General features: G+C 71.8%; 18 protein-coding genes and 2 riboswitches. Of the genes, 6 read left to right on the forward strand and 12 right to left on the reverse strand.

Annotated elements, in window-relative coordinates; all coding sequences use genetic code 11:
- Positions 1-46: 46 nt before the first annotated feature.
- The 8 genes from COGEMETH_RS06935 to tsaA form a co-directional block, all read right to left on the reverse strand.
- Positions 47-994 carry a DUF6925 family protein gene (locus COGEMETH_RS06935; RefSeq protein WP_238181877.1) on the reverse strand — a complete coding sequence of 316 codons (948 nt, stop codon included), beginning with the start codon at positions 992-994 and terminating at the stop codon, positions 47-49.
- Complete coding sequence (locus COGEMETH_RS06940; protein ID WP_238181925.1) at positions 991-1,797, reverse strand: ABC transporter ATP-binding protein; 807 nt, start codon at positions 1,795-1,797, stop codon at positions 991-993. Before COGEMETH_RS06940 ends, COGEMETH_RS06935 begins: the two co-directional genes overlap by 4 nt.
- The gene (locus tag COGEMETH_RS06945) at positions 1,797-2,837 is read right to left on the reverse strand and encodes a FecCD family ABC transporter permease (protein WP_238181878.1); all 1,041 of its coding nucleotides are present in this window, start codon (positions 2,835-2,837) and stop codon (positions 1,797-1,799) included. Before COGEMETH_RS06945 ends, COGEMETH_RS06940 begins: the two co-directional genes overlap by 1 nt.
- Positions 2,834-3,652: an ABC transporter substrate-binding protein gene (locus COGEMETH_RS06950; protein WP_373875325.1), complete on the reverse strand. Its 819-nt coding sequence runs from the start codon at positions 3,650-3,652 to the stop codon at positions 2,834-2,836. The genes COGEMETH_RS06945 and COGEMETH_RS06950 overlap by 4 nt, the downstream gene beginning before the upstream one ends.
- Before the next feature lie 53 nt (positions 3,653-3,705).
- A complete protein-coding gene (locus tag COGEMETH_RS06955; RefSeq protein WP_238181880.1) occupies positions 3,706-5,682 on the reverse strand; it encodes a TonB-dependent receptor plug domain-containing protein in 1,977 nt (658 codons plus the stop codon).
- A 121-nt stretch (positions 5,683-5,803) separates the two neighbouring features.
- Positions 5,804-5,999: riboswitch (cobalamin riboswitch) on the reverse strand.
- Between the two features lie 305 nt (positions 6,000-6,304).
- Positions 6,305-6,838 carry a MarR family winged helix-turn-helix transcriptional regulator gene (locus tag COGEMETH_RS06960; RefSeq protein WP_238181881.1) on the reverse strand — a complete coding sequence of 178 codons (534 nt, stop codon included), beginning with the start codon at positions 6,836-6,838 and terminating at the stop codon, positions 6,305-6,307.
- 139 nt (positions 6,839-6,977) lie between these two features.
- Positions 6,978-7,679, reverse strand: a complete 702-nt coding sequence (locus COGEMETH_RS06965) for an SGNH/GDSL hydrolase family protein (protein ID WP_238181882.1) — start codon at positions 7,677-7,679, stop codon at positions 6,978-6,980.
- A complete protein-coding gene (gene tsaA, locus COGEMETH_RS06970; protein WP_238181883.1) occupies positions 7,676-8,185 on the reverse strand; it encodes a tRNA (N6-threonylcarbamoyladenosine(37)-N6)-methyltransferase TrmO in 510 nt (169 codons plus the stop codon). Before tsaA ends, COGEMETH_RS06965 begins: the two co-directional genes overlap by 4 nt.
- A gap of 128 nt (positions 8,186-8,313) precedes the next feature.
- On the opposite strand from tsaA, the gene COGEMETH_RS06975 reads away from it, so the two are divergent.
- Positions 8,314-9,807 (forward strand): AMP nucleosidase, encoded by a 1,494-nt coding sequence (locus COGEMETH_RS06975; protein WP_238181926.1) that lies wholly within the window; start codon positions 8,314-8,316, stop codon positions 9,805-9,807.
- A gap of 38 nt (positions 9,808-9,845) precedes the next feature.
- On the opposite strand, the gene COGEMETH_RS06980 is transcribed toward COGEMETH_RS06975, so the two are convergent.
- Positions 9,846-11,312 (reverse strand): PepSY domain-containing protein, encoded by a 1,467-nt coding sequence (locus COGEMETH_RS06980; protein ID WP_238181884.1) that lies wholly within the window; start codon positions 11,310-11,312, stop codon positions 9,846-9,848.
- Positions 11,309-13,576, reverse strand: a complete 2,268-nt coding sequence (locus COGEMETH_RS06985; protein ID WP_373875323.1) for a TonB-dependent receptor — start codon at positions 13,574-13,576, stop codon at positions 11,309-11,311. The genes COGEMETH_RS06980 and COGEMETH_RS06985 overlap by 4 nt, the downstream gene beginning before the upstream one ends.
- Positions 13,577-13,630: 54 nt before the next feature.
- A riboswitch (cobalamin riboswitch) is annotated at positions 13,631-13,828 on the reverse strand.
- Between the two features lie 301 nt (positions 13,829-14,129).
- Between COGEMETH_RS06985 and COGEMETH_RS06990 the strand changes: the two genes are divergently transcribed.
- The 5 genes from COGEMETH_RS06990 (at position 14,130) to COGEMETH_RS07010 (ending at position 21,086) form a co-directional block, all read left to right on the forward strand.
- Positions 14,130-14,567: a CsbD family protein gene (locus COGEMETH_RS06990; RefSeq protein ID WP_238181885.1), complete on the forward strand. Its 438-nt coding sequence runs from the start codon at positions 14,130-14,132 to the stop codon at positions 14,565-14,567.
- Between the two features lie 149 nt (positions 14,568-14,716).
- A complete protein-coding gene (gene ahcY, locus COGEMETH_RS06995) occupies positions 14,717-16,117 on the forward strand; it encodes an adenosylhomocysteinase (RefSeq protein WP_238181886.1) in 1,401 nt (466 codons plus the stop codon).
- A gap of 319 nt (positions 16,118-16,436) precedes the next feature.
- A complete protein-coding gene (locus COGEMETH_RS07000; protein WP_238181887.1) occupies positions 16,437-19,010 on the forward strand; it encodes a sensor histidine kinase in 2,574 nt (857 codons plus the stop codon).
- A 31-nt stretch (positions 19,011-19,041) separates the two neighbouring features.
- The gene (locus COGEMETH_RS07005) at positions 19,042-20,274 is read left to right on the forward strand and encodes an MFS transporter (RefSeq protein WP_238181888.1); all 1,233 of its coding nucleotides are present in this window, start codon (positions 19,042-19,044) and stop codon (positions 20,272-20,274) included.
- Between the two features lie 251 nt (positions 20,275-20,525).
- Complete coding sequence (locus COGEMETH_RS07010; protein ID WP_238181889.1) at positions 20,526-21,086, forward strand: hypothetical protein; 561 nt, start codon at positions 20,526-20,528, stop codon at positions 21,084-21,086.
- Between the two features lie 248 nt (positions 21,087-21,334).
- Here the strand turns inward: COGEMETH_RS07010 and tolB are convergent, their stop codons facing one another.
- Positions 21,335-22,684 carry a Tol-Pal system beta propeller repeat protein TolB gene (gene tolB, locus COGEMETH_RS07015; protein ID WP_238181890.1) on the reverse strand — a complete coding sequence of 450 codons (1,350 nt, stop codon included), beginning with the start codon at positions 22,682-22,684 and terminating at the stop codon, positions 21,335-21,337.
- Between the two features lie 52 nt (positions 22,685-22,736).
- The gene (tolA, locus tag COGEMETH_RS07020) at positions 22,737-24,098 is read right to left on the reverse strand and encodes a cell envelope integrity protein TolA (protein WP_238181891.1); all 1,362 of its coding nucleotides are present in this window, start codon (positions 24,096-24,098) and stop codon (positions 22,737-22,739) included.
- Positions 24,099-24,107: the final 9 nt, after the last annotated feature.

A 24,107-nucleotide genomic window follows, 5' to 3' on the forward strand; every position in this document is an offset into this window, starting at 1 on the left:
GCGGGCTTCGCGATACCGCCTTCGCTTCGATCGAGCGGACGCGGTATCACGCCTCGTCGTCTGCGACGGCGTCGATGGTTTCCCCGCGCAGGCAGCGTGCCTGGGCCTCGGCCACGCGCCGGGCGGCCAGCGCATGGCGGCTCGATGCCACGGTGGCCGAGGCGTCCGACGACAGGCCGCGCTTGATCGCGAGAAGCTCCGGATCGCCCCAGCTGTCCAGCAGCGCCTGGAAGGCGTCGTAGCGGGCGCGGTCGAAGGGAATGCGTCGCCCCATCATGTCCTTGTAAGGGTGCGCGGGGTGGAGGCCGGCGCACGGCACATGGCCGGACGGGATCGGGGTCGTCGCCGCGTGCGTGCGTCCGGCCCCCAGGAGCTTCGGCAGCACGTGGGTGTGGGGGCCTTCCGGGCTTGTGCCGCCCGGACCCGGGATCGGGGCATAGACCTCGACGCGACCGATCCGTGCCAGGAAGACCCGATGCGGGCTGATCGCGACGAGCTGCCTCCCGATCGGGTTGTCATGATTGAACAACGGCAGGCCGACGCCGGCCCGCAGGCAGGCGATGGCCTCCGGATCGCGCGTGCGCACGCAGGCATCGACCGCGAGGAGATCGAGGCCGAGGTCGAACAGGACGCCGTCGCGGTCGTCCGGGCGGGCCGCATCGCGGTCGGGACCGAGCTCCGTCACGACGGCGCGGCGGTTCATGGCGCACGCGTCCTCCGGCAGGCAGAGGGCGATGGCATGGTTCCAGCCCGATGCGACCGCGGTCTCGTAGGCGAAGGGGAGAAGGTCCGAAGTCGGGCGCAACGCGATGGCGCCGCGGGCCGTCGCCATGCCGAGGCGGCCGTCGTCCAGTCCGTGCACGGGCTCGTCCGGGTCCCGCATGAACTCGGCGATGGCGCCGAAGGTGCCGAGGCTCCAGGCGGTGCCCGGATCGTCCAAGGCCTCGCGCAACAGCGTCCGGGCGGCCTGCTCGCGAGGAACGGTGCTGATCATCGGCGTCTCTCCATCGGAGGGGCATGCGGAAGCGGGGATCGTACCCAGGGCACGAGGTAGGCGTCGCCATCGGCGTGGCCGCGGACCACCTCGATGTCGAAGACGTCGCGCAGGACGGCATCCGTCAGGGCGACGGCGGGCGCGCCCTCGGCGGCGACGCAGCCGCGGTCGAGCACCACGATCCGATCGCAGAAGCGGGCGGCCAGGGTCAGGTCGTGGAGGACGACCACGACGCCGGTGCCGCCCCGAGCCAAGCGTCTGAGCAGGGCCATCGCGTCGAGGGCCTGCCCCGGATCGAGGGCGGCGATCGGTTCGTCGGCGAGCAGGATCTCGGCCTCGACCGCGAGGGCCCTGGCCAGGAGCACCCGCATCCGCTCGCCCGCCGACAGGGCCGTGTCGCGCCGCCCGCGCAGGTGCAGCGTATCGGTCGCCCCCATGGCCCGCTCGATCGCAGCGTGGTCCGCCTGGGCGAGGCGGCCGAAGGGGTGCCGGTGCGGGAGGCGGCCGAGCGCCACGATCTCCTCCGCCAGGAGGGGCCAGCCGGCCATCGGGGCCTGAAACAGGCAGGCGACCCGCCGCGCGCGGGTCTCGGCCGGCATCGCAGCGAGATCGTGGCCGTCGGCCAGGACGCGACCCGCGTCCGGAGGCGTCAGGCCTGCCAGCGCACGCAGCAACGTCGTCTTGCCCGCCCCGTTCGGACCGACGAGGCCGAGGAGCTCGCCCGGCTCAATCGCGAGGCCGACGCGGTCGAGGACCTTGCGGCTCCCGTACCGCACCGTGAGGGTCTGCCCGACGATCCGCATCACCGTCGCGTCCGGTCGTGCCAGAGAAGGCCCACGAGGAACGGGGCCCCGACGAGCGCCGTCACGACGCCGAGCTTCAGTTCCGGCCGGGTCGGCAGGAGGCGCACGAGGATGTCGGCGCCGAGAACCAGGGCGGCGCCTGCCAAGCCGCTCGGCAGCAGGCCGGCACCCGGCCGGCCTCCGACGACGGGCCGGACGAGGTGGGGCACCACGAGGCCGACGAAGCCGATCGCGCCGCTGACGGCGACACCGCTGCCGACGGCGAGCGCCGCGCCCGTGACGATGCGCAAGCGTACCGAGACCAGGCCGAACCCGAGGCTCGTGGCCGTGTCCTCGCCGAGCACCAGGGCATCGAGGGCCCGGCCGGTGGAGAGCATCAGACCCCAGCCGAGGGCCATGAGCGGCAGGCAGAGGACGACGTGATCCATGCTGCGATCGGCGAGCGAGCCCATCAGCCAGAACACGATCTCGAGCGCCGCGTAGGGGTTGGGCGAAAGGTTGAGGGCCAGGGCGGTGAGCGCCCCGGCCAGGCTCGACAGCCCGACGCCGGCCAGGATCAGGCCGAGGGTTCCGCTCCCGCGCGCGGCGAGGAGGTTCAGGGCGAACGCCGCCACCGCCGCGCCGGCGATGCCGCCCAGCGGCAGCGCGAGGCTGAGCGAGGCGGCCAGGCCCCCGTAGAACGTCGCGACGGCCCCGAGCGCCGCAGCCGACGAGATGCCGAGGACGCCCGGATCGGCCAGCGGATTGCGCAGGTATCCCTGCAGCACCGCACCCGTGAGGCCGAGGCTGAAGCCGACGAGACCGCCGAGCAAGGCGCGCGGGATGCGAAGCTCCCAGAGCACCAGGGCCGGCAGCGAGGTGCGGCCGGCCACGAGATCGGCAAAGGCCGCCGGCAGGTCGACGGTGGCGTAGCCGACAGCGATCGAGCCGAGGATCAGGGCGGCGACCAGCCCGGAGAGGGTCGCGACCAGCCACCGCCCCCCGGCCGTGCCGAGCGGGCGCGCCTCCCGCGTGCGGATGGGTGATGCCGGCGCGTTCACGGCGACGCGTTCCTGTCTCGCGTCGCCGCGGCCAAGCGCGCGACGACCTCCGCGACCTGGGGTCCGGGGCAGGTCCAGAGGCGGTTCGGGATCGAGACCGTCCGGCCCTGCCGGCGCAGGGCATCGAGAACCGGATGGCGCAGGAGGGCGTCGGCCAGGGAGGGCGCCCCGGGCTCGCTCTCGTCGAGGACCACGAGGTCGGCATTCGCGAACGCCGCCGCTTCGAGGGGCACCTGCCCGAAGCGGTCGTGGCCGAGTTCGGCCGCGACGTTGACGAGGCCGGCGGCGCGGATGACCGCGTCGCCGAGGCTGCCGGGCGCGACCGTGAAGGCGTTCGGGCGCATGACCAGGGCACGCAGCGGGCGAGCCGCCGGGACCACGCGGGCGAGTCGCGCGTCGAGATCGGCGATCATCGCCTCGCCGCGGGGCGCGTGCCCGAGGGCGGTGGCGACGGTGCGGATCTGGCGCCGCACGCCGTCGAAGTCGGCCGGCACGTCGAGTTCGAGCAGCGGGAAGCCGATCCGCTTGAGCAGCCCGACGGTGACGCGCGTGGTGAAGGCGCCGGCGACGACGAGATCGGGCTTCAGCACCACGATCTCCTCCGAGAGGCCGCGCATGACGGGAATGCCGTCGGCCTCCGTCGCGACGGTCGAGCCGCGCCTGTCGCTGGCGAGATAGGTCACCGCGGCGACCTGGCTCCTGTCGGCGAGCCGCAGGACCAGTTCGTCCGCGCACAGGTTCATCGAGACGACGTGCTCGGGCCGGGCTCGGAGTTCGGCCGCAATCGCCGAAGCGCCGAGCGCTGCCGGAACCATCGCCGTCAGGACGGTCCATGCGGTGAGGATCGGTCGTCTGGACATCGACATCCTCAGAAGGCCGTCAGGCGGACGCCTCCGTACACGGCAAGCCCCGGCCCGAGGAAACCCGTGGGGTTCTCGTAGCGGCGGTCGAACAGGTTATCGATCCGCCCGAACACGCTGACCCTCTCGCTGACGTCGTAGTTCACCGCGAGGTTGACCAGGGTGAAGCCGGGGTTCTTCAGCCGCTGCACCGAGAAGTCGCGGTTGCCGTCGACGAAGTGGCCGAGCACGATCACGGTGCCGCTGACGGTCAGGCCCGGCAGCGGGTTCCAGAGGGCCGTGGCGCTGCCCTTGTGGCGGGGCCGGCGAAGCAGTTCCTGGTGGGTGATCTCGTTCTTCGTCACCGTGTTGGTGTAGTCGACCCGGCCCGAGAGCGTGTCGGTGAACCGGACCGCGACGAAGGCCTCCGCCCCGTAGGATTCGGCCCGGCCGACGTTTTCGTTCGAGGTGAAGCTGGCGTTGGTGTTGATCAGGTTCCTGAAGTCGTTGGCGTAGTAGGTCGCGCCGACGAGGACGCGCTCGCCGAGCGGCTGCTCGAAGCCGGCGTCGTAGCCGAGGCTCTCCTCCGGCTTCAGGTTGGGGTTGGCGAAGAAGTTGAAGGCCGGGAAGCTCTGGAAGAGTTGGCTGAGCGTCGGTGCCTTGAAGCCGGAGCCGACGCTGCCTTTGATCCGTGTATCGGTGAAGGGCAGGACGTAGCTCGGCGCGACGCGGAAGGTCGTGGCCGGCCCGAACGCGTCGTTCTCGTCGTGGCGGATGTTGGCGACCAGCGCCGCGCGCTCGAACGGCGTCAGTTGCACCTCGCCGTAGCCGGCCGTGTTGCCGTTCCTTGCCCGGAGGGTCCCGGCCCCGAACGGGTTCGGGTCGGTGGTGCGCAGGCTCTCCTCGTCGCGCTGCGCGCCGAACAGAACGAGGTTGCCGGGCGAGAGCCGGTAGTCGCCGCGATACTCGTAGCGCGTGCGCTCGCCGAGGCCCGTGGTCGGGTCGGGCGTGGCCAGGGGGTCGAGGGGGCCCTGCTGGAGGTCGAACAGGTTCGAATAGTTGATGGCGAAGATGTTGTGGAAGCCCGCGAACGGGGTCCACTCGGCCTCGTTGCGGGTCAAGACCTGCTGGACGTCCGACGCGCTGCGGAACGCCGCCGGGAGGGCCGGGAAGGTGCTGAAGTCCGTGCCGGTGGACAGCAGCCGCGCGTTGATGAAGCGCGTCACGGAGTTGATGCGGAACGTGTCGGTGAACTGGTAGCCGAACTTCGCCGAGACGGTCTCGTTGTCGTAGTAGTTCGGATGGATCGGCCGCCCGAACGGCACGAGGTTCGGCGGCGTCACGGGCGTGGCGGCGGCCCGGAGATGCTGGATCGAGACGGAGTAGTCGAAGCCGTTCTCGGAGCCGCTGATCCGGCCGCTCTGGTTGAAGGTGCCGAAGGAGCCGCCCTCGACGCGGGCGGTCGCCGTCGCCGGGCCCTCGCCGCGCTTGGTGATGAACGAGACCACGCCGCCGATGGCGTCGCTGCCGTAGAGGCCGCTCTGGGGGCCGCGCAGCACCTCGATGCGGGAGAGATCCTCGGTCAGGAGCTGGCCGAAATCGAAGGAGCCGTTGGCGTTCGAGGGATCGGTGGCGTCGATGCCGTCGATGAGCACCTTCACGTGGTTGGAGTTCGAGCCGCGGATGAACACCGAGGTCTGGCCGCCGGGGCCGCCGGTCTGCACCACGTTGAGGCCGGGCACCTGCTGCAGGGCGTCCGGCACGGTGCGGCGCTGCTGGGCCTCCAGGGTGTCGGCGGTGAGCACGGTCACGCTCGATCCGGTCAGCGCGACCGGCGTCGGCACGCCGGTGGCCGAAACGGAGAGTTCGGAGAGCGACACCGCCGCCTCGGCACCGCGCGGACCATCGAAGGGCGCCGCGCTCTGCTGGGCGAGCACGGGGCCGGGAAACGAGACGCAGGCCAGGGCCAGCGCGCGAAAGGACGCGGATCGGGAGAGATGGGACACGGGACAGGCCTCGGGCGACGTCTGTGGCACGTCACCGCGAACGAGGCCGCCTCACCCGCCTGCCGCGAGGGCAGAGGGGTGCTTCGACACCCGCCGGAGCACCCCGCCCGACGCGTTTCGCGTGTGACCACGACCGACGGCAGGTCTCCTGGCTCGCGGGTCGCTGCCTTCGCACCGTCTTCCCGGGTGAGGGACCCAGTGACACAGTGGTGGAAGGCTCGCCGCTCACAGTTGCGGGGGCAGCCGCGGACTCGGGGCCGATCCCCTCACCGCATTCCCGTATTCATCCCCGAAGGGAACCGTCCCGTCCAAGCTAGCCGCCGATCACCGGAACCGTCAATCGGGCCGGAACCCGATGTCGAGGGGTGTTGCCGGAACTCCGCATGCGGGCCTGGCCTCGTTGATCGCTCCGGCGCGGCAAGCCGAGGCGTCCTTCGCCCGGCGGGCGTCGGGCGCGACCACGCCGTGCGCCGTCCCGTCAGCCCCCGACGCGGTCGAAATCCAGGGCCGAGGCCCGGCGGGCGGCCTGGGTCCGGTCGCGCATGCCGAGCCTGCGCGTGATCTCGGCGACCTGCGCCTCGACCATCGATCACCCATCCCGAACCATAGGGTTCGAGGATGCTTATGGGACGGGGTGCTCGTGCTGCGGGCCGGGCGGCGGGATCGCCACGGGCTTGGAGAAGGCCCGCAGGTTGCCCCTCAGGCGGCCGATCAGGTCGATCAGGGTCTCGGTCTCGGCCTCGCTCAGCACGGATAGGAAGTTCCGCTCGCGCTGGAGCGCCACCACGGTGATGCGGTCGTGCAGGTCGCGACCGGCCGGGGTGAGGGCGATCAGGCGGCGGCGGGCGTCGCCCGCGTCGCCGTGCACGCTCACCAGCCCCCGCTTCTCCATCCAGGCGACGCTGCGGCTGACGACGCTCTTGTCGAGGGCCGAGGCGGTGCTGATCCGATGCGCCGTCACCCACGGCTCCGTCGACAGCCGGTACATGATCCGCCAGTCGGTGAGGCCGACGCCGAAGTTCTGCCTGTAGAAGAGCGAGGCGTTGTTCGTCAGGTTGTTGGTGAGATCGGTCAGCAGGGCCGGTACGTACACGTCCGGATCGATCCTGGGCGTGCCGTCCTCCCCCTGTCGCGCGGCCTCGATCGCCCGCCCCATCGCCGGTCTCCGAAGGCTCCCCGGCGCCCGCTGCAGCGGCGGGCCGCCCGGCCGGCCCAGAACAGGGCGCACACCCGGACCGACCGTTACGTCGAATTCGCCGGCATACCTGTTACCGCACTGCAACAGAGGCGGCCGATCACGGTGATCCGGTCCCGCACAGGGCCGGTGCGAGGGCTTGCAGGGCCGGGCGGTAGGCGGACAGGTGCAGGCCGTCCCGCATGGCGCCGGGCTTGGCGAAGCCCCCCTCTCCGTCCCGGAGCGCGGCGAAGGGGTCGGCGAAGCGGCAGCCCAGGCGCTCGCACAGGGCCCGCAGGCGCTGCGAGTAGTCGCCCACGGCCAGGGGGTCGAGGCGCCCCTCCAGGTGGCGCCCGATCGGCGGCAGGGCCGTGACCACGAGGCGGTCCGTCTCCCGCCGGAGGCGACCGACGATGCGGGCGGCGTCGGCCTCGAACCGGGCCGCGGCCTCGGCCGAGCGGGGCCGGTTCTTGAGCAGGATGTCGTTGGTGCCGATCGTCAGCACGGCGGCAAGCGGCCGGCTTCGGAAGGCCAGGGTCTCCACGAGGTCGGCGTAGACGGCCGCGCTCGCGCCGCTGACGCCGCCGTTGACGAGTTCCAGCCCGCAGGGGCGCTGGGCCGGCGGCTGCAGCTCCGATTGCGAGTCGCCCGCCAGGAACACGTACTCCGCCGGCGCCTCGTCGAGGTGGACCTGCACGGCGATCAGCCGGTTCTGGGCGTAGGCCCGCGCGTTGGGGGCCGGCACGTGCAGCCACCGGTCGAGCCCGGCGCCGAGGCCGAGGAGGGCCAGCGCCGCCAGACCGAGGAGCAGGGTGCGCCTCACCGCTCCCCCGTCCCCGCCCGGTCGACCCGGGCCTCGGGGCGGGAATCGGTGGTGGCGTAGTAGGGCTTGATGTCCAGGAGCGGGGTGCCGTCGAGGCAGTCGAGGCCGCGCACCTGCAGGCTCGCGCCCGTGAGCCCGACGAGTTCCACCACCGAGAGGGCGATCGGGTTGGGGCGGGCGGGCGAGCGCAGGGAGAAGGTGCCCCGGCTGCCGGCTGCGTGGCGCGGGCGCTGCCGCACCAGGCCGCGCTCGGCCCGGTCCATCCAGTAGAGCAGGATCAGGTGGGTGCAGCCCGACACGTTCTGGAGGCCCGGCGCGTAGAGGGGATCGACCTCCACCGTGCAGACGGCATCGGATTGCAGGCCGTTCTTCGGGCACTGGCCCCGCGCGCTCCAAGGCGTGCGCAGGCGCCCGATGAAGTGCAGGCCGGCGTCGTAGGAATCCGGCAGCACGACCGCCTCCTCGCCGGGCCTGCGCCCGAAAGCCTCGTTGGGTGCTGGTTCCACGCGGTCCGATCCCGAGCCCTGTCCGGCCCGTTTCGGGCAAGTCGGGGCCTGCCGCAAGCCCGGACGCCTCGCATGGCTCCCGCAGGGGGTGTAGAGGGCCACGGATGCCGACCGGGGAGCGCTGGACCATGGCCGAGGACGAGTTGCGGCCGATGGAGGCCGTCGCGGACGTGACGGTCGCGGTGGACCGGTTGATCGCCCTCCACGCTGAGGCGACGCGGGCGCTGCGCGCGGCGCTGGACCGCTACCTCGACGGCGGGCCGCCCCCCGACGCCGCCGAGCGCCTGCGCTTCCGCTACCCGGAGCTGCGCGTGACCTACCGGCCGAACGGGCCGGTGCCGCGCATCAGCCGGGCCACCGCCAAGCTCCAGAGCGCGGGGGTCTACGCCACCACCGTGACCCAGCCCGCCTATTTCCGCGCCTACCTGATCGCACAGCTCGAGCCGCTGGTGGCCGATTACGGCGTCGGCCTGGAGGTGGGCGTGAGCGCCCAGGAGATCCCCTACCCCTACGTCCTGGAGGCGGGGATCGGCCCGAGCCGCCGCTCCGTCGACGGGGCGGATCTGGCGACCTGGTTCCCGGTGCCCCTGCTCTCGGTGGTGGGCGACGAGGTCGCGGACGGGCTCTGGGACCTTGCCGCCGACGAACCGCGCCCCCTCGCCCTGTTCGACGCGGTCCGGGTCGACTACTCCCTGCGCCGCCTCGTGCACTACACCGGCTGCGACTGGCGCGAGGTCCAGCCCTGGATTCTGCTGACCAACTACCACCGCTACGTCGACCAGTTCGTGCGCCACGGCCTGGAGCGGCTGGCGGAGGGCGCCGAGGGTTTCGAGAAGCTGGTGCTGCCCGGCGGCATCGTGGTGCGGCGGGAGGAGGCGGCCGGGGCCGACCCGGCGGCGGTGATCGCCGCCTCGCCCTGGCACCGCTTCCAGATGCCGGCCTACCACCTCGTCGGCCGCGGGCCGGACGGGGCCATGCAGGGCACGAGCCTCGTCAACATCGGCGTCGGCCCCTCGAACGCCAAGACCGTCACCGACCACTTGGCGGTGCTGCGGCCCCATTGCTGGCTGATGGTCGGCCATTGCGGGGGCCTGCGCCAGTCGCAGACCATCGGCGACTACGTGCTGGCCCACGGCTACATGCGCCGCGACCGCATCCTCGACGAACTGGTGCCGCCGGACGTGCCGGTGCCGGCTTTGGCCGAGGTGCAGCTCGCCCTCCAGGCGGCCGCGGCCCGCGTCACGGGGGAGCAGGCGGACGCCCTCAAGCGGCGCCTGCGCACCGGCACGGTCGTCACCTACGACGACCGCAACTGGGAGCTGCGCTTCTCGCAGGAGCGGCGCCGGATCAACCTCAGCCGCGCCATCGGCGTGGACATGGAGAGCGGCACCGTGGCGGCCCAAGGCTATCGCCTGCGGGTGCCCTACGGCACCCTGCTCTGCGTCTCCGACAAGCCGCTGCACGGGGAGATCAAGCTGCCCGGCGCCGCCAACGCCTTCTACGAGCGGGCCGTTTCCGAGCACCTGAGGATCGGGCTCTCCGCCCTCGACATCCTGCGCACCGACCGCCACGGCCTGCATTCGCGCAAGCTCCGGAGCTTCGACGAGCCTCCGTTCCGCTGACGCCGGAGCCGGCATCGGCAATTCCGGCGGAGCGCGCCTCACGATTCCCGGAAACCGCCCGCTCGAACCGCCCTCGGTCGCGATAGCCGCCGCCAGCCGAGGACGATCCCGGTCAGCGCGATCACCCCGGCCAGGAGGTTGAGCAGCCACTGCGCCGCCTCGCGGGCGTCCGGGTGATGGATCAGGACCGGCAGGTCGAGGCGGTGCAGGGCGGAGAACAGCCAGCGGTTGGCCCGGCCCGAGCGGTCGAGGCGGGACAGGATCTCGCCGGTGCGCGGGTCCACGTGCAGCCAGGTCGCGGCCGGGTCGGCGAAGCGCAGGCGCAGCACCGGCAGGGGCGGGGCGTCGCCGTGGGGATACCAGTAGAGGTCGTAGGCGCCGAGATGCTCCACCTGCGGGGGCGGGGCGCCCGGCATCGCCGCCGTCGAGGCGGCCACGATCTCCGCCTCGTCCGGCCCGCCGGCAGGCTCGGCCACGCGCGGGCCCTCCGGCGTCAGCGCGACGACCAGCCAGCGCCCGCCGAGGCGTGTGAAGCGCAGGGCGGCCGCATCCGGGCCGGCCAGGCGCGCGAGAGCCAGGGCGTCGAGGCCCACGGGGCCGGCCGGGCCCGCCTGGGCCGCGAGCAGCGCCGCCGGGGGGCTCGCTGAGGCGAACCAGCGGTTCGGGTTCATGGAGAGCCAGCCGCTGACGATGAAGGTGGTCAGGCCGAGGCCGCCGGCGAGCCCGAACAGGTGGTGCCAGCGCGAGACGCCGCGATAGGGCGTCACGGTGCCGTGGGGGTAGCGGCGGCGCAGGCGCAGGCGCCAGATCCCGAGGACGAGGCCGCTGAACGCCGACAGGGCCGCGATCCCGGAGAGCCACAGCACCACGTCGCGCCACAGCCCGGCGCGGGCGCGCAGCGGCGTGAGGTAGACCCAGTGCACCACGGCGCCCACCCAGTTCCAGCCGCGCTCGAACCGGGTGGTGTCGAGGGCGGTCTCGCCCGTGACCTGCGAGACGTAGAGCTCGGTCCCGGCCGGGTCTTCGAGCATCACCTTGTGGAAGGGCCGGAGCGGGTCGTAGCGGGCCGTCACCGTCCACTGGTCGCGTGCGACGATCTCCACGCCGGCGCGTCCGGGCACGCCGCCCGCGAGGCGCAGGGCCAGGTCCGGCCCGACCGGCCCCGGCAGCGCCCCGGTGCGGGCCGAGACGGTGACGCGGCGCCCGTCCGCGGCCACGATCCGGTAGACCGGCTCGTCGCCCCGCATCTCCAGGCCGAAGCTGCGGGGCGGCTCAGGCAGAGCCGCCGCCGCGAGCGCCGCGTCCGGCGGGACCGCGACGTGCTCCCAGGCCATCGGCGGCAGGCGGGCGAGGCGCTCGGCCTCCGTGAGCGCGGGGAACGGCACGGAGAGCATCACCAGCCCCGAGCCGATCCACAGGGCGAAGAGCAGCCCCGTGGCGATGCCGAGCCAGCGGTGGCCGAGGATCAGCCAGCGCTTGCCCGCCTTGAGGAGCGCGCGCCTCACCACGCCACGCTGTAGGCGACCTCGACGGATTGCGGGCGGCCGAGTTGCCACTTGTTGCCGACCCCGTTCACCGCGTCCCCGCTGATGGCGTAGACCTTGTCGAACAGGTTGTAGACGCGCACCGACAGCCGCGAGTTTGCCGTGACCTGATGGTCGAGGACCAGGTTGACGAGATTGTAGGCGGGGCGCCGGGCGGTGTTGCCGAAATCGCTGTAGGTCGTGCCGACGTTCTGCAGGCCGACCCGCGCGGTCCAGTCGCGGAAGACGTCCCAGGTCAGCCACAGGTTGGCGACGCGTTCGGGCACGTAGATCGGCTGATTGCCCGCGTAGGAGACCGTCGCCCCGTTCACGGTCTCGTCGAACCGGTCGTACTGGGCGTGCAGCAGGGCGATGTTGCCGTCGACCCGCCAACCCGGTGCGATCCGCCAGCCGAGGGCGAATTCCACGCCCTGCGACGATTGTTGGCCGACCTGGGTCGCGACGTTGGGCTGGCCGGGCACCGTGGACACCAGATTGTCCTTGACGATCCGGTATCCGGCCAGCGTCCACTCGACGCCGCCGTCGAAGACGAGTCCCTTGGCCCCGACCTCCACCTGCTGCCCGGTGGCGAGCGTGAAGCCCGCCAGCGACTGGTTGAGGGTGATCAGGCTGTTCACCGGATCGGTGGCGGTGCTGTACTGGGCGTAGAGGGCCGTGTCCGGCGTCGGGTTGTAGACCAGGCCGAAGCGGTACCCGAGCGAGCGGTAGGTGCGCTCGAACTGCGTGCCGGAGCGCAGGTCCTCGCGCTGGAGCGTCGGCACGTCGAAGCGGACCCCCGTGAGGAAGGACAGGCGGTCCGTGAGCACCAGCCGGTCCTCGGCGAAGACGGAGGCCTGCCGGGTCGAGGTCTGGTAGGCCGGGCTCGCCCGCCCGTTCGCCGGGAAGAAGCCGGGGTCGTAGCCCACGAGCGGCACGCTGGAGGTTTCCTCGTCGAAGGTGAAGTTGTTGGTGTGGCGGAAGCCGATGTGGTTCACGTCGAAGCCGGCCAGGAACTGGTTCGGCAGGCCGAACAGGTTGCCCTTGAAGGCGGCATCGAGCCGGTTCCCGACCTGTTCTTGGCTGTGATAGATCTCGGTGAAGGCCGAACGGTCGACCAGGCCCGTTCCGCGATTGACGGCGTATTGCTCGACGTCGAGCCAGTGTCGGCGGGAGGTCAGCCGGTAGGCGGTGTTGCGCACCGTGATGTCGGCGGTCGGCGTCCACTCGGTCTTCAACTGCGTCCAGTTGTCGGCCCAGGTGATCTTGGCGTCGCGGACGTTGTAGTTGTTGAACCGGATCAGGTCGGGGATGCGTCCTTCGACCAGCGGCGTGCCCCAGTAGCGCATCGGCTCCTGGTAGCCGAGGTCGTGCGTGAGCGTGAAGGCGAGGTCCGGGCTCGGCTGGAACAGCAGGGCCGCCGACACCGCGAGGTTGCGGAAATCCCCGTTCGGGCGGACCCACCCGTCCGAGCGGTTTCCACTGACGTTGAGGCGGTAGGCGAAGGTGTTGCCGAACGCCTCCTGCGCGATGGCCCCCCCGGAATCGAAGGCGAGGCGCGCGGTCGCGTCCGTGCCGATGACGGCGCGGGCGGCGTTGATCGACACGAAGCTCGGCTTCTTGGGCACCACGTTGATCACGCCGCCGATGGCGCCGTCCCCGTAGAGCACTGAGGCCGGTCCGCGCAGCACCTCGATGCGCTCCACGTTCCAGGTGTCGAACGGGAAGGTGACGGTGTTGGCGCCGACGTAGAAGCGCGTCCCGTCGTAGAGCTGCTGGATCGAGTTGGGACCCGCGAAGCCGCGACTCGTGAAGGCGCCGTTGCCGTTGCCCGGCTCGGCGATGGTGGTGATGCCGGTGGCATCCTGCGTCACGGCCTCGGCGATGGTGTCCTGCCCGCGCAGGCGCGCGGTCTCGCCGGCGATGACGTCGACGCTGGCCATCGCCTCCAGGGGCGTCAGGCCGAGGCGGCTCGCGCCCCGGTCCGGCGTGCGCAGGTTGAGGCCGACCGGGTCGGCACGCGTCAGGCCGACGCCGGTGCCCTCCACCGAGAGCTGGTCGAGGACGACGCTGCCCGATGGGCCTGGCTGCGCCTGGGCGGTGGCGGACGCGAGGATCGGCGCGGCGCAGGCGAGCGCGCGCAGGGATGCGGACAAGGAGACGGATCTGGAGAGGGATGACACGGGACAGGCCTCGGGCGACGTCTGTGGCACGTCACCGCGAACGAAGCCTCGGCCCCCGCGCGTCATCGGACGGCCGGGCGCCTCGACACCCGCCGGAGCACCCCGCCCGACGCGTTTCGCGTGTGACCACGACTGACGGCAGGTCTCCTGGCTCGCGGGTCTCGGCCCTCTCACCGTCTTCCCGGATGAGGCTCATCCAGTGACTCAGGTGGTGGAGGGCTCGCCGCTCACAGTTGCGGGGGCAGCCGCGGCATCGGGGCCAAGCCCTTCACCGCGTTCCCTTTTGATCCCCGAAGGGAACCGTCGCGTACGGATGTCGCAGCCGGGTCCGGCAGCGTCAATCCGGATCGCGTGCTCGCGATGGGGACAGGACATTTGGCGCCGGCCCTGTGCTCAGGGTGCGACACCCAGACCCGGGATTGTCCGAATGGCGACGGGAATTCGGGCCGCCGGATCGAGCGCGCGCGGGAACCGGACACCGGGTCCGCGCTTTCGGACCGCAGCGCCTGCCGAGGGCGGCGACACCGGTTCGTGGCCGGGACGCGCCGGGCGGCGGGACATGTGAGCCTCCGTCCGACCGGATCGGAGACGGCTCCGCACGTGAGAAGAAGGACTGTCCATGAACAGGGATCACATCGAAGGCGGCATCCGCAACCTCCGCGGCCGGGCCAAGACCGCGCTGGGCGCCGTGGGCGGCAGCCCCCGCCCGCAGGTCGAGGGCGCCATCGACCAGGCGGCCGGCGCCGCGCAATACGCCTACGGCCGGGCGCGCGACACCGCCCGCGACCTGCGCCGCGACGGCGAGCACCTCGTCGACGAGGCGCGCGAGCGCGGCCAGGCCCTGGCCGAGGACCTGACGGAGCGCGGCCGGCACTACCGCGGACGCGGCCAGGCCATCGCCGGCGACGTGGCCGAGCGCGGCCGGCACTATCGCGCCCGGGCCGAGCAGCACGGCCGTGCGGTGGCCCAGCGCGCCGAGGACAACAAGGCGACGACGCTGGCCGTCGTCGCGGCGGTCGCCTTCGGCCTCGGCTGGCTCTTGCGCCCGAGCCGGTGACGCGACGCCCCTGACGCCGGGCCCCCGGCCCGGCGCAGTCTGGAAAAGCTCGCATAAAGACATCTTTATGTCTTGATTGCTTCGTATCCGGCGACCTGCTAGAGGCTTCGGCCGAACCAGCAACGCACGGATACGGAGCGCGAGCGCGAATGGCCCAGGATTACATCGTCAAGGACATCGGTCTGGCCGATTACGGCCGCAAGGAGATCTCGATCGCCGAGACCGAGATGCCGGGCCTGATGGCCACCCGCGAGGAATACGGCCCGAGCCAGCCCCTCAAGGGCGCCAAGATCGCCGGCTCGCTCCACATGACGATCCAGACGGCGGTGCTGATCGAGACCCTGAAGGCGCTCGGCGCCGACATCCGCTGGGTCTCCTGCAACATCTACTCGACCCAGGACCACGCCGCCGCCGCGATCGCGGCCGCCGGCATCCCGGTCTTCGCCGTCAAGGGCGAGAGCCTGGAGGAGTACTGGGACTACACCGCCAAGCTGTTCGACTGGCACGGCGGCGGCCTGCCGAACATGATCCTGGACGACGGCGGCGACGCGACCATGTTCGTCCATCTCGGCCTGCGCGCCGAGAACGGCGACACGGCCTTCCTCGACAAGCCCGAGAGCGACGAGGAGGTGATCTTCTTCGCGCTGCTCAAGAAGAAGCTCAAGGAGAAGCCCAAGGGCTGGTTCGCGGGGCTGGCCGACGCGATCAAGGGCGTCTCCGAGGAGACCACCACGGGCGTGCACCGCCTCTACAACCTCGCCAAGGAGGGCAAGCTGCTCTTCCCGGCGATCAACGTGAACGACGCCGTCACCAAGTCGAAGTTCGACAACCTCTACGGCTGCCGCGAGTCGCTGGTGGACGGCATCCGCCGCGGCACCGACGTGATGATGGCCGGCAAGGTCGCCATGGTCGCGGGCTTCGGCGACGTGGGCAAGGGCTCCGCCTCCTCGCTGCGCCACGCCGGCTGCCGCGTGCTGGTGTCGGAGGTCGATCCGATCTGCGCCCTCCAGGCCGCGATGGAAGGCTACGAGGTCGTGACCATGGAAGACGCGGCCCCGCGCGCCGACATCTTCGTGACGGCCACCGGCAACAAGGACATCATCACCCTCGATCACATGCGGGCGATGAAGGACCGGGCGATCGTCTGCAACATCGGCCACTTCGACAACGAGATCCAGGTGGCCGGCCTGAAGAACCTCAGGTGGTCCAACATCAAGCCGCAGGTGGACGAGATCACCTTCGCCGACGGCCACCGCATCATCCTCCTGTCGGAGGGCCGCCTGGTGAACCTCGGCAACGCCACCGGCCACCCCTCCTTCGTGATGTCGGCCTCCTTCACCAACCAGACGCTGGCCCAGATCGAACTCTGGACCAACCCGGGCAAGTACGAGCGGCAGGTCTACACCCTGCCCAAGGCGCTCGACGAGAAGGTCGCCATGCTCCACCTGGAGAAGATCGGCGTGAAGCTCTCCAAGCTCAGCACCGAGCAGGCCGCCTATATCGGCGTCGCCGAGACCGGCCCGTTCAAGCCCGACCACTACCGCTACTGACGCGCACGCAACCTCAGGGCGAATCGATCTCGACAGGGAGAGCCTGGCGTCCGCGCCGGGCTCTCCCTTTTTGTCAAGGTGGAACGGCCCCCGGCGACTGTGTCTTCTGTGTGTCGTTGACGCCCGACATGCACGCCCGGCGATATCGCCAAGCTTGAGCCCCTTCCGGCGCGATTCACCCTCGCGCTACAGTATGGGCGATTCAGCAATGAAGTCGGCTCCTGGGCCGGCCCGGAAGGGCGGTCCGTGGGAACGGTGCGGTTCGCGCCGCGCGCTCGCGCGCGCCGGCCGCAGCGGCGGGACGTGGAGGCGGGGGATCATGGGGGTCGAACGGACGGCGCGGCTTCGGGCCGGCGCCGGTGCGCTCTCGTTCGCCGCGCTCGGGGCGTCCCACGCGGCCTGTGCGGCCGAAGCGGGCCCGGAGGGGCCGGCCTGGACGATCGGGCGGCAGATGCACAACGTCGCCGGGGTCGCGGTCCTGGCCGGCCTCGTCGCCTTCGCCGTGATCCTCTCCCTGCTCCACCTCTACGAACGCTCCCGCTGGACCCGGCGCGAGCGCGAGCTGGCCGTCGCCCTCGACGCCCTGCGCGGCGCCCACGACCGGGCCGAGATGCTCCTCAACGCCGAGCACCAGGTCATCGTCACCTGGGACGGGCGCAGCGAACCCGTGATCGAGGGCGAGGTCGGCCTCGCCTTCGACGGGGCCCGCACGGCCGCCGGCTCCGCCCGCCGCGTCCTCGCCTTCGGCACCTGGCTGGTCCCGGCCGATGCCGGGGCGGTCGAGGCCGCCGTCGAGGCCCTGCGGGCGCGGGGCACCGGATTCCGCATCCACCTGCGCAGCCAGTCCGGGCGCAGCATCGAGGCGCAGGGGCAGGCGGTGGCCGGTCGCGCCCTCCTGCGCCTGCGCGAGACCACCGAGGAGCGGCGCGAGATCGCCGACCTGCGCGAGACCCTGGACGAGGCCCGCCGCGGCCTCTCGGCGCTGGCCGGCCTCCTCGACGCGGTGCCCCAGCCGGTCTGGCGCCGCAACCGCGAGGGGGGGCTGGCCTGGGTCAACACCGCCTACGTCGCCGCCGTCGAGGCCGGCAGCCGCGAGGCCGCCCTCCAGGCCGGCATCGAGCTCCTCGACCGCTCGGCCCGCGAGACCATCGCCCGCGACGACGCCGCCCGGCGGACCGGGACTGCCCGCGCGGCCATGCGGCTCTCGGCCGTGGTCGCCGGCAGCCGCCGGATGCTGGACGTGTTCGAGAGCGCCCAGGAGAGCGGGCGCGTGGGCATCGCCGTGGACGTGTCGGAACTGGAGAGCGTGCGCGCCGACCTCCAGCTCCAGATGAACGCGAACGTGCGCACCCTCGACCAGCTGCCCACCGCGGTCGCGATGTTCGACGACCGCCAGCGCCTGATCTTCCACAACGCCGCCTACCGCCAGCTCTGGGACCTCGACGCCGCCTTCCTCGACGGGCGCCCCCTGGACGGCGAGATCCTCGACCGGCTGCGGGCGGCGCGCAAGCTGGAGGAGCAGGCCGACTTCCGGGCCTGGAAGCAGGGCGTGCTCGCCGCCTACCGGGCGGTGGAGGCCAACGAGACCTGGTGGCACCTGCCCGACGGCCGGACCCTGCGGGTCGTTGCCGACCCCAACCCCCAGGGCGGCCTCACCTACCTGTTCGACGACGTCACCGACCGGATGAAGGCCGAATCCCGCTACAACGCCCTGCGGAAGGTGCAGTCCGAGACCCTCGACACCCTGAAGGAGCCCGTGGCGGTGTTCGCCTCCGACGGCCGCATCACCTTCTGGAACCGGGCCTTCGCCACGGTCTGGCGCCTCGACCCCGCCATGCTGGAGCAGCGCCCCCGCGTCGAGGCCGTGATCGAGATCTGCCGCATCCTCGCGCCGGCCGAGGAGCCCTGGCTCGACATCCGTGACGCCGTGGTCGGCCTCGAATCCCGCGTCGGCCTCGCCTGCCGCCTGGAGGTGGTGGACGGCACCGTCCTCGACTGCGCCGCCCAGCCCCTGCCCGAGGGCGCCACCCTCCTGACGCTCGTGGACGTGACGGCCAGCGTCAACGTGGAGCGGGCGCTCACGGAGAAGAACGAGGCCCTGGAGAAGGCCGCGCAGCTGCGCGACACCTTCGTGCACCACGTCTCCTACGAGCTGCGCTCGCCGCTCACCAACATCATCGGCTTCACCCAGCTCCTCGGCGACGAGACCGTGGGCGCCCTCAACGAGCGCCAGCGCGAATATTCCGAGCACATCATGCGCTCCAGCGGCGCGCTGCTGGTCATCATCAACGACATCCTCGACCTCGCCTCGATCGATGCCGGCTCGCTGGAACTCCAGCGCGAGATGGTGGACGTGCAGACCACCATCGAGGGCGCGGTCCGCGGCATCGAGGACCGTCTGGCGGAATCCGAGATCACCCTGTTCCGCGACGTGCCCGAGGACATCGGCAGCGTCCACGCGGACGGCAAGCGCGTGCGGCAGATCCTGTTCAACCTGCTCTCGAACGCGGTCGGCTTCTCCAGCGCCGGCCAGCGCGTCGAGGTGAGGGCCCGGCGCACGCAGGACGAACTCGTGCTGAGCGTGCGCGACTTCGGCCGGGGCATGCCGCCCGAGGTGGCCAGCCACGTCTTCGACCGGTTCGAGAGCCACACCCTGGGAACCCGCCACCGCGGGGTGGGCCTCGGGCTGTCCATCGTGCGCTCCTTCGTGGAGCTGCACGGGGGCCGGATCGGCCTGGAGACCGCGCCGGGCGCCGGCACCTGCGTGACCTGCACCTTCCCTCTCGTGAAGCCCGGGGCGCTCGCGCCTCCCGCCGAACAGGCCCCGGGCGAGGCGATCGGCACGCCGGCCCCGCGGGGCGCCTACGCCGCCCCTGTCGCATCCGTGATTTGACCCCGCGGCCCCGCCCCGTCAGCACGACGGGATGTCGACACCCGCGCGTTCCGGCTGGGCCGTCTTCCGCAACGGCGACTTCCGCCTGTTCGGGGCCGCCCGCTTCCTCACCGGCCTCGCCTACCAGATGCAGGCGGTGGCGATCGGCTGGTTCGTCTACGACCTGACCCGCTCGCCCCTGGCGCTCGGCCTCGTCGGGCTCGCGGGGTTCCTGCCGGCGATGTTGGCGGCCCTGGTCACCGGGCACGTGGCCGACGCCTACGACCGGCGCGTCGTGGCGGCGCTGGCCTTCGCGGTGCAGGCGGCAACGAGCTTTTCGCTGCTGGCCTATGCCTGGAGCGGCCATCCCGCGGTCTGGCCGGTCTACGCCCTGGTCGTGCTGGTCGGCACCGGCCGGGCCTTCGCCAACCCGTCCCTCCAGGCCCTGCTGCCGACCCTGGTGCCGACGCCGCTGTTCGGCTCGGCCATCGCCTGGAACGCCTCCCTCTGGCAGAGTTCCTCGGTGATGGGCCCGGCGCTCGGCGGCCTGCTCTACGCCCTCGGGCCCGGGGTGGTGTTCGGCGCCGCCGGCGTGAGCTTCGCGCTCGCCGCAGCGCTCACGGCGGCGATCCGCTTCCGCCCCGCCCCGCGGACCGAGCGGCCGGCGGTGACCTGGGCGACGCTCTTGGCCGGCATCCGCTACATCCGCTCGCAGCCCGTGGTGCTGGGCGCGATCAGCCTCGACCTGTTCGCGGTGCTGTTCGGGGGCGCCACCGCCCTGCTGCCGATCTTCGCGGCCGAGGTGCTGCATGTCGGCCCCCTCGGCCTCGGGGCGTTGCGCAGCATGCCGGCGGCCGGCGCCGTGGCCATGGCCGTCGCCCTCGCCTACCGGCCGCTGCGCCGCCACGCGGGCGTGCGGATGCTGCGGGCGGTGGCCGTGTTCGGCCTCGCCATCATCGTGTTCGGCCTCTCGACCTCGCTGCCGCTCTCGATGGCCTGCCTGTTCGTGACGGGCGCGGCCGACATGATCTCGGTCTACGTCCGCCAGACCTTCGTCCAGGGCGAGACGCCGGACGCCATGCGCGGGCGCGTGTCTGCGGTGAACACGGTCTTCATCGGCGCCTCCAACGAACTCGGCGAGTTCGAATCGGGCACCGTGGCGGCGCTCGTCGGCGCGGTCCCGGCGGTGGTCGCGGGCGGCGTCGCCACGGTGCTGGTGGCGCTGCTGTGGGGGCGGCTGTTCCCGGCGCTCAGGGCGCGGGACCGGTTGCTGAAGGAGGGGTGAGCGTCCCGTTCGGGGGATGGCCGGGAAAGCGATTATCCATTTCCGGATCAGAACGCCGCCGGGAATGGATAATCCTTTTGGCGTCATGGGGTTAGGGACGACGCTTTGCTTGCCCCGCAGCCTGCAGGTCCGTGGGGCGAAAACCTGTTCCACGGGGATCACACCGGACCGATTTCCGCGCTGTGCCGCGGCAAGGCCCATGACAGGATCGATCAAGCAAACCTAAGGTCTTCTCGAATCGGGGAAGAACGATGGTCGAGATCAAGGTCGTCGCGGGAACGTGCGGAAAGGGCAGAGGGGGCTACGAAGCCGGCCTCTTCTCCACGCCCGACGGCCTGGAACGCTCGGTCGAAGGCTTGCTGACCGTCGAGGCCCACGGGGACGTTGCCGGGGCACGCAACTGGGGCGGCCAGGTCCTCGACGGCCTCAAGGGCAGCCTCGCCCTGGCCTCCAACGTCGACCTTTCGGGGACCGCCCTCCTGGCCGCCTCGGCGCTCGCCCCGCTTTCGGCGGACGAGCCGCGCCGGCAGACCCTCCTCGAAATCACGTTCGCGGACGGTGCCCTCCTGATCGCCCTGGCGGACACCAACCTCTCGGCCCTGATCGAGAACGATCGGGAGGTTCTGCGCCGCGGCTTCGCCCGCGCCGCACGGCGCATGGCCGAGCCCGTCGCTCCGGCGGGTTCCGCCGACGAGACCGGCCTGCTGACGAACGCGACCGAAGCCGTTCAGGCGGCTGCCGGCGCGGCCGCCGCCTCGGCGAGTTCCGCCCTGGGCTTCATGCGCCGCCGGATCGGTTTCGAGCGGGGCTGACGCGGGTCCGGCGTCCGGGCCTTCGCAACGCTGACGGTGCAGGGTCGGCGTTGCGAGAAAGGACGGCGTTCCGCCTGTCAGGCGTTATCCCTGGAGCGGGACGATGGGGGCCGGGCAGGGATAACGCCTTTCGTCTCAGATGCTTGCCTCAGCATGAAACCGAGATCGAACCGTCCGAGCCAGGGACGAAGGAGGCCGACCGGCTCGATCCCGGCCGGTAAGGCCGGGCTCGGCTGGGCCCGAGAAAGCTAGCGCCCGGCCAATAGTGGCGACCAGGTCGGGTCCGAGGCGTAGGAGGGGGTCGGCACGGGCTGCTCCACCTTGCCGGTGATGTCGACCATGTAGAGCTTGCCACCGCCCTGGCCGCCCGGATCGCGGAAGAACAGCACGTACTGGCCGTTGGGGGCAAACGTCGGGCCCTCGTTGTGGAAGCCTTCCGTCAGCACGCGCTCGCCCGAGCCGTCCGGCTTCATCACGCAGATCGCGAAGCCCCCCTTGCGCTGGCGGGTGAAGGCGATGAGGTCGCCCCGCGGCGACCAGGCCGGCTGCGAGGCCGAGCCCTCGCCGAAGGAGATGCGGTGCGGGTTTCCGCCGTCCGCGCCCATCACGTAGACCTGCTGCGAGCCGCCGCGGTCGGATTCGAACACGATCTGGCTGCCGTCCGGCGCGTAGCTCGGCGAGGTGTCGATGGCCATGCCGCTGGTGATCGGCTTCTGGGCCTTGGAGGCGAGGTCCATGGTGACGATGTCGGCGTTGCCGCCCTGCTGCACGCTCATCACCAGGCGGCGGCCGTCCGGGGAGAAGCGCGGGCTGGCGCTCATCGAGTCGACGCTGCCGAACGCCTGTCGCGAGCCGGTCTCCAGGTTGATCACCTGCACCCGCGGCTGGTGGCCGGTCGCCTGCGCCATGAAGGCGATGTCCTGGGTGGCGGGCGAGTAGCGCGGGGCGACGATGGCGCTCTCGCCGGTGGTGATCGCGCGCACGTTGGCGCCGTCCTGGTCCATCACCATCAGGCGCTTGCGCCGGTTCTCCTTCGGGCCGGACTCGTCCACGAAGGCGATGCGGCTGTCGAACCAGGGGCCGAGCCCGGTGATCTTGGTGTAGACCGAGTCCGAGATCAGGTGGCCGGTGCGGCGGGCGTTGGCCGGGTCGGTGGCGTATTGCTGGCCGGTCATCTGCTGGCCGGAGGTCACGTCCCAGAGGCGGAACTCGACCTTGAGCTTACCGGAGCCGTCGCGCGAGACGCGGCCCGTGACGAGGCCCTGTACGCCGGTGGCGCGCCACCTCTCGAAGTTCGGCGCCGCATCGAACTGCGGAGCCTCCGGGAAGCGCCCCTTCTCCAGGGGCGAGAAGTAGCCCGAGCGGCGCAGGTTGTTCGTCACCACGCCGGCCACCAGCCCGCCGAGGCTCGGGTCGCCGGAAAAGTCCGTCACCGCGATCGGCAGCGGCTGGAAGCTACCGCCGCCGATGCGCAGCTGCAACTGCGCCTGGGCGGGCGCCGTCAGGCCGAACAGGACGAGCGCGAGCCAGGCCAGGAGCGTGGCGGGACGCGCGAAACGGGGCGCCGTGCGGCGCCGCGGGGACGGGCTGTGAGACATGCTGTTGCGGTCCGGACGATGGTCAGGCGGGGGCGCGGCGGAGTTCGGGCGATCAGGTCGCCGTGAACTCGAACTCCGCGTTGATGGCTTTCCAGTCGTTGTAGAACGGCGCGTACTGGGCCGGGATCTTGTAGGGGGCGCAGCGCCGCACCGCCCTGAGGGCCGCCTGCGCGATCGACTGGTCGACCGAGCTGGAGCCGCCGCGCATGATCCGCGGCTCGGTGGAGAGCGAGCCGTTGGGGTTCAGGCGGATGTCGAGCACCGGCAGGATCACCCCCTGCGCCGCGCCGGGGGGCGCCGAGTAGCAGCGCTCGATCTGCTGCTGCAGCATGCCCACGAGGGCGTCGCGCAGGGACGGCGACAGGCGCTGGGCGTTGCCGGTGGGGGCGCCGAGCGCCGCCGTGCGCTGGATGTCGTGGCCGGTGGCCCCCGTCGATTGCGAGGGCGCCTTCGAGGCCAGCAGGGACTTGATGTCCCCGGCGCTGAATTTCTCCGCGAGTTCGGCCTGCTTGCGGGCCTTGGCCTCGGCATCCGCCTTGGCCTTGGCGTCGGCCATGGCCTTCGCCTTGGCTTTCGCGGCGGCCTCCGCCTTGGCCTTGGCCGCGGCTTCCGCCTTCTCGCGCTCGGCCTCGGCCTTGGCTTCGGCGACCTCCTTCTGGCGCTCGGCCTCGGCGTCCGCTTTCTTGGCGTCGGCCTCAGCCTTCGCCTTGGCGTCGGCCACCGCCTTGCGCGCCTTGGCCTCGGCGTCGGCCTTGGCTTTCGCCTCCGCTTTGGCCGCTTCCTTCGCAGCCTCCTTGGCCGCTTCCTTCTTGGCTTCGGCCGCGGCCTCGGCCTCCTCGCGCTCGACCAGCTTGGCGAGCTGCTCGCGCTTCACCGCCTCGGCCTTGGCAGCCTCCGCCTTCGCTTCCTTGGCGGCCTCTGCCTTGGCGGCTTCCTTCGCCTTGGCTTCGGCCTTCTCCGCCGCCGCTTCCTTGGCGGCTTCGGCCTTCGTCGCCTCGGCCTTGGCGGCCTCCGCCTTCTCCTGCGCCAGCTTGGCGGCCTTGGCCTCCTCGATCGCAGGATCGGGCTCGCTCGCGCGAAGCGGCATCGCCTCGGCGTCGGCGACCTTCACGTCGACCGTGCGCTTGGGCGCGGACGGGGCGTCGACCTTCGAATTCTCGGGCTCGCGCTCCTCGAATTTCTCGGACTTCCGGTCGGCCCGCGGCTTGGCGTCGGACAGGGGTTTTTCGGCGTTGCGCTCGCCCTTGGTGATCTCGGAGAACTGGTTCTCGGTGATGACCTCGACGGGCACGCCCTCCTGCGCCTCCGGCAGGGCCGGGGCGGCGACGCTGAACAGGGCGAAGACCAGCAGCCCCACATGGGTGGCCGCCGAGACCCAGAAGCCCGGCTGCGTGCGGTCGAAGGAGAACGCCACTGCGCCGCC

The organism is Methylobacterium trifolii (genome assembly GCF_022179685.1).
GTDB classification, from domain to species: Bacteria; Pseudomonadota; Alphaproteobacteria; order Rhizobiales; family Beijerinckiaceae; genus Methylobacterium; species Methylobacterium trifolii.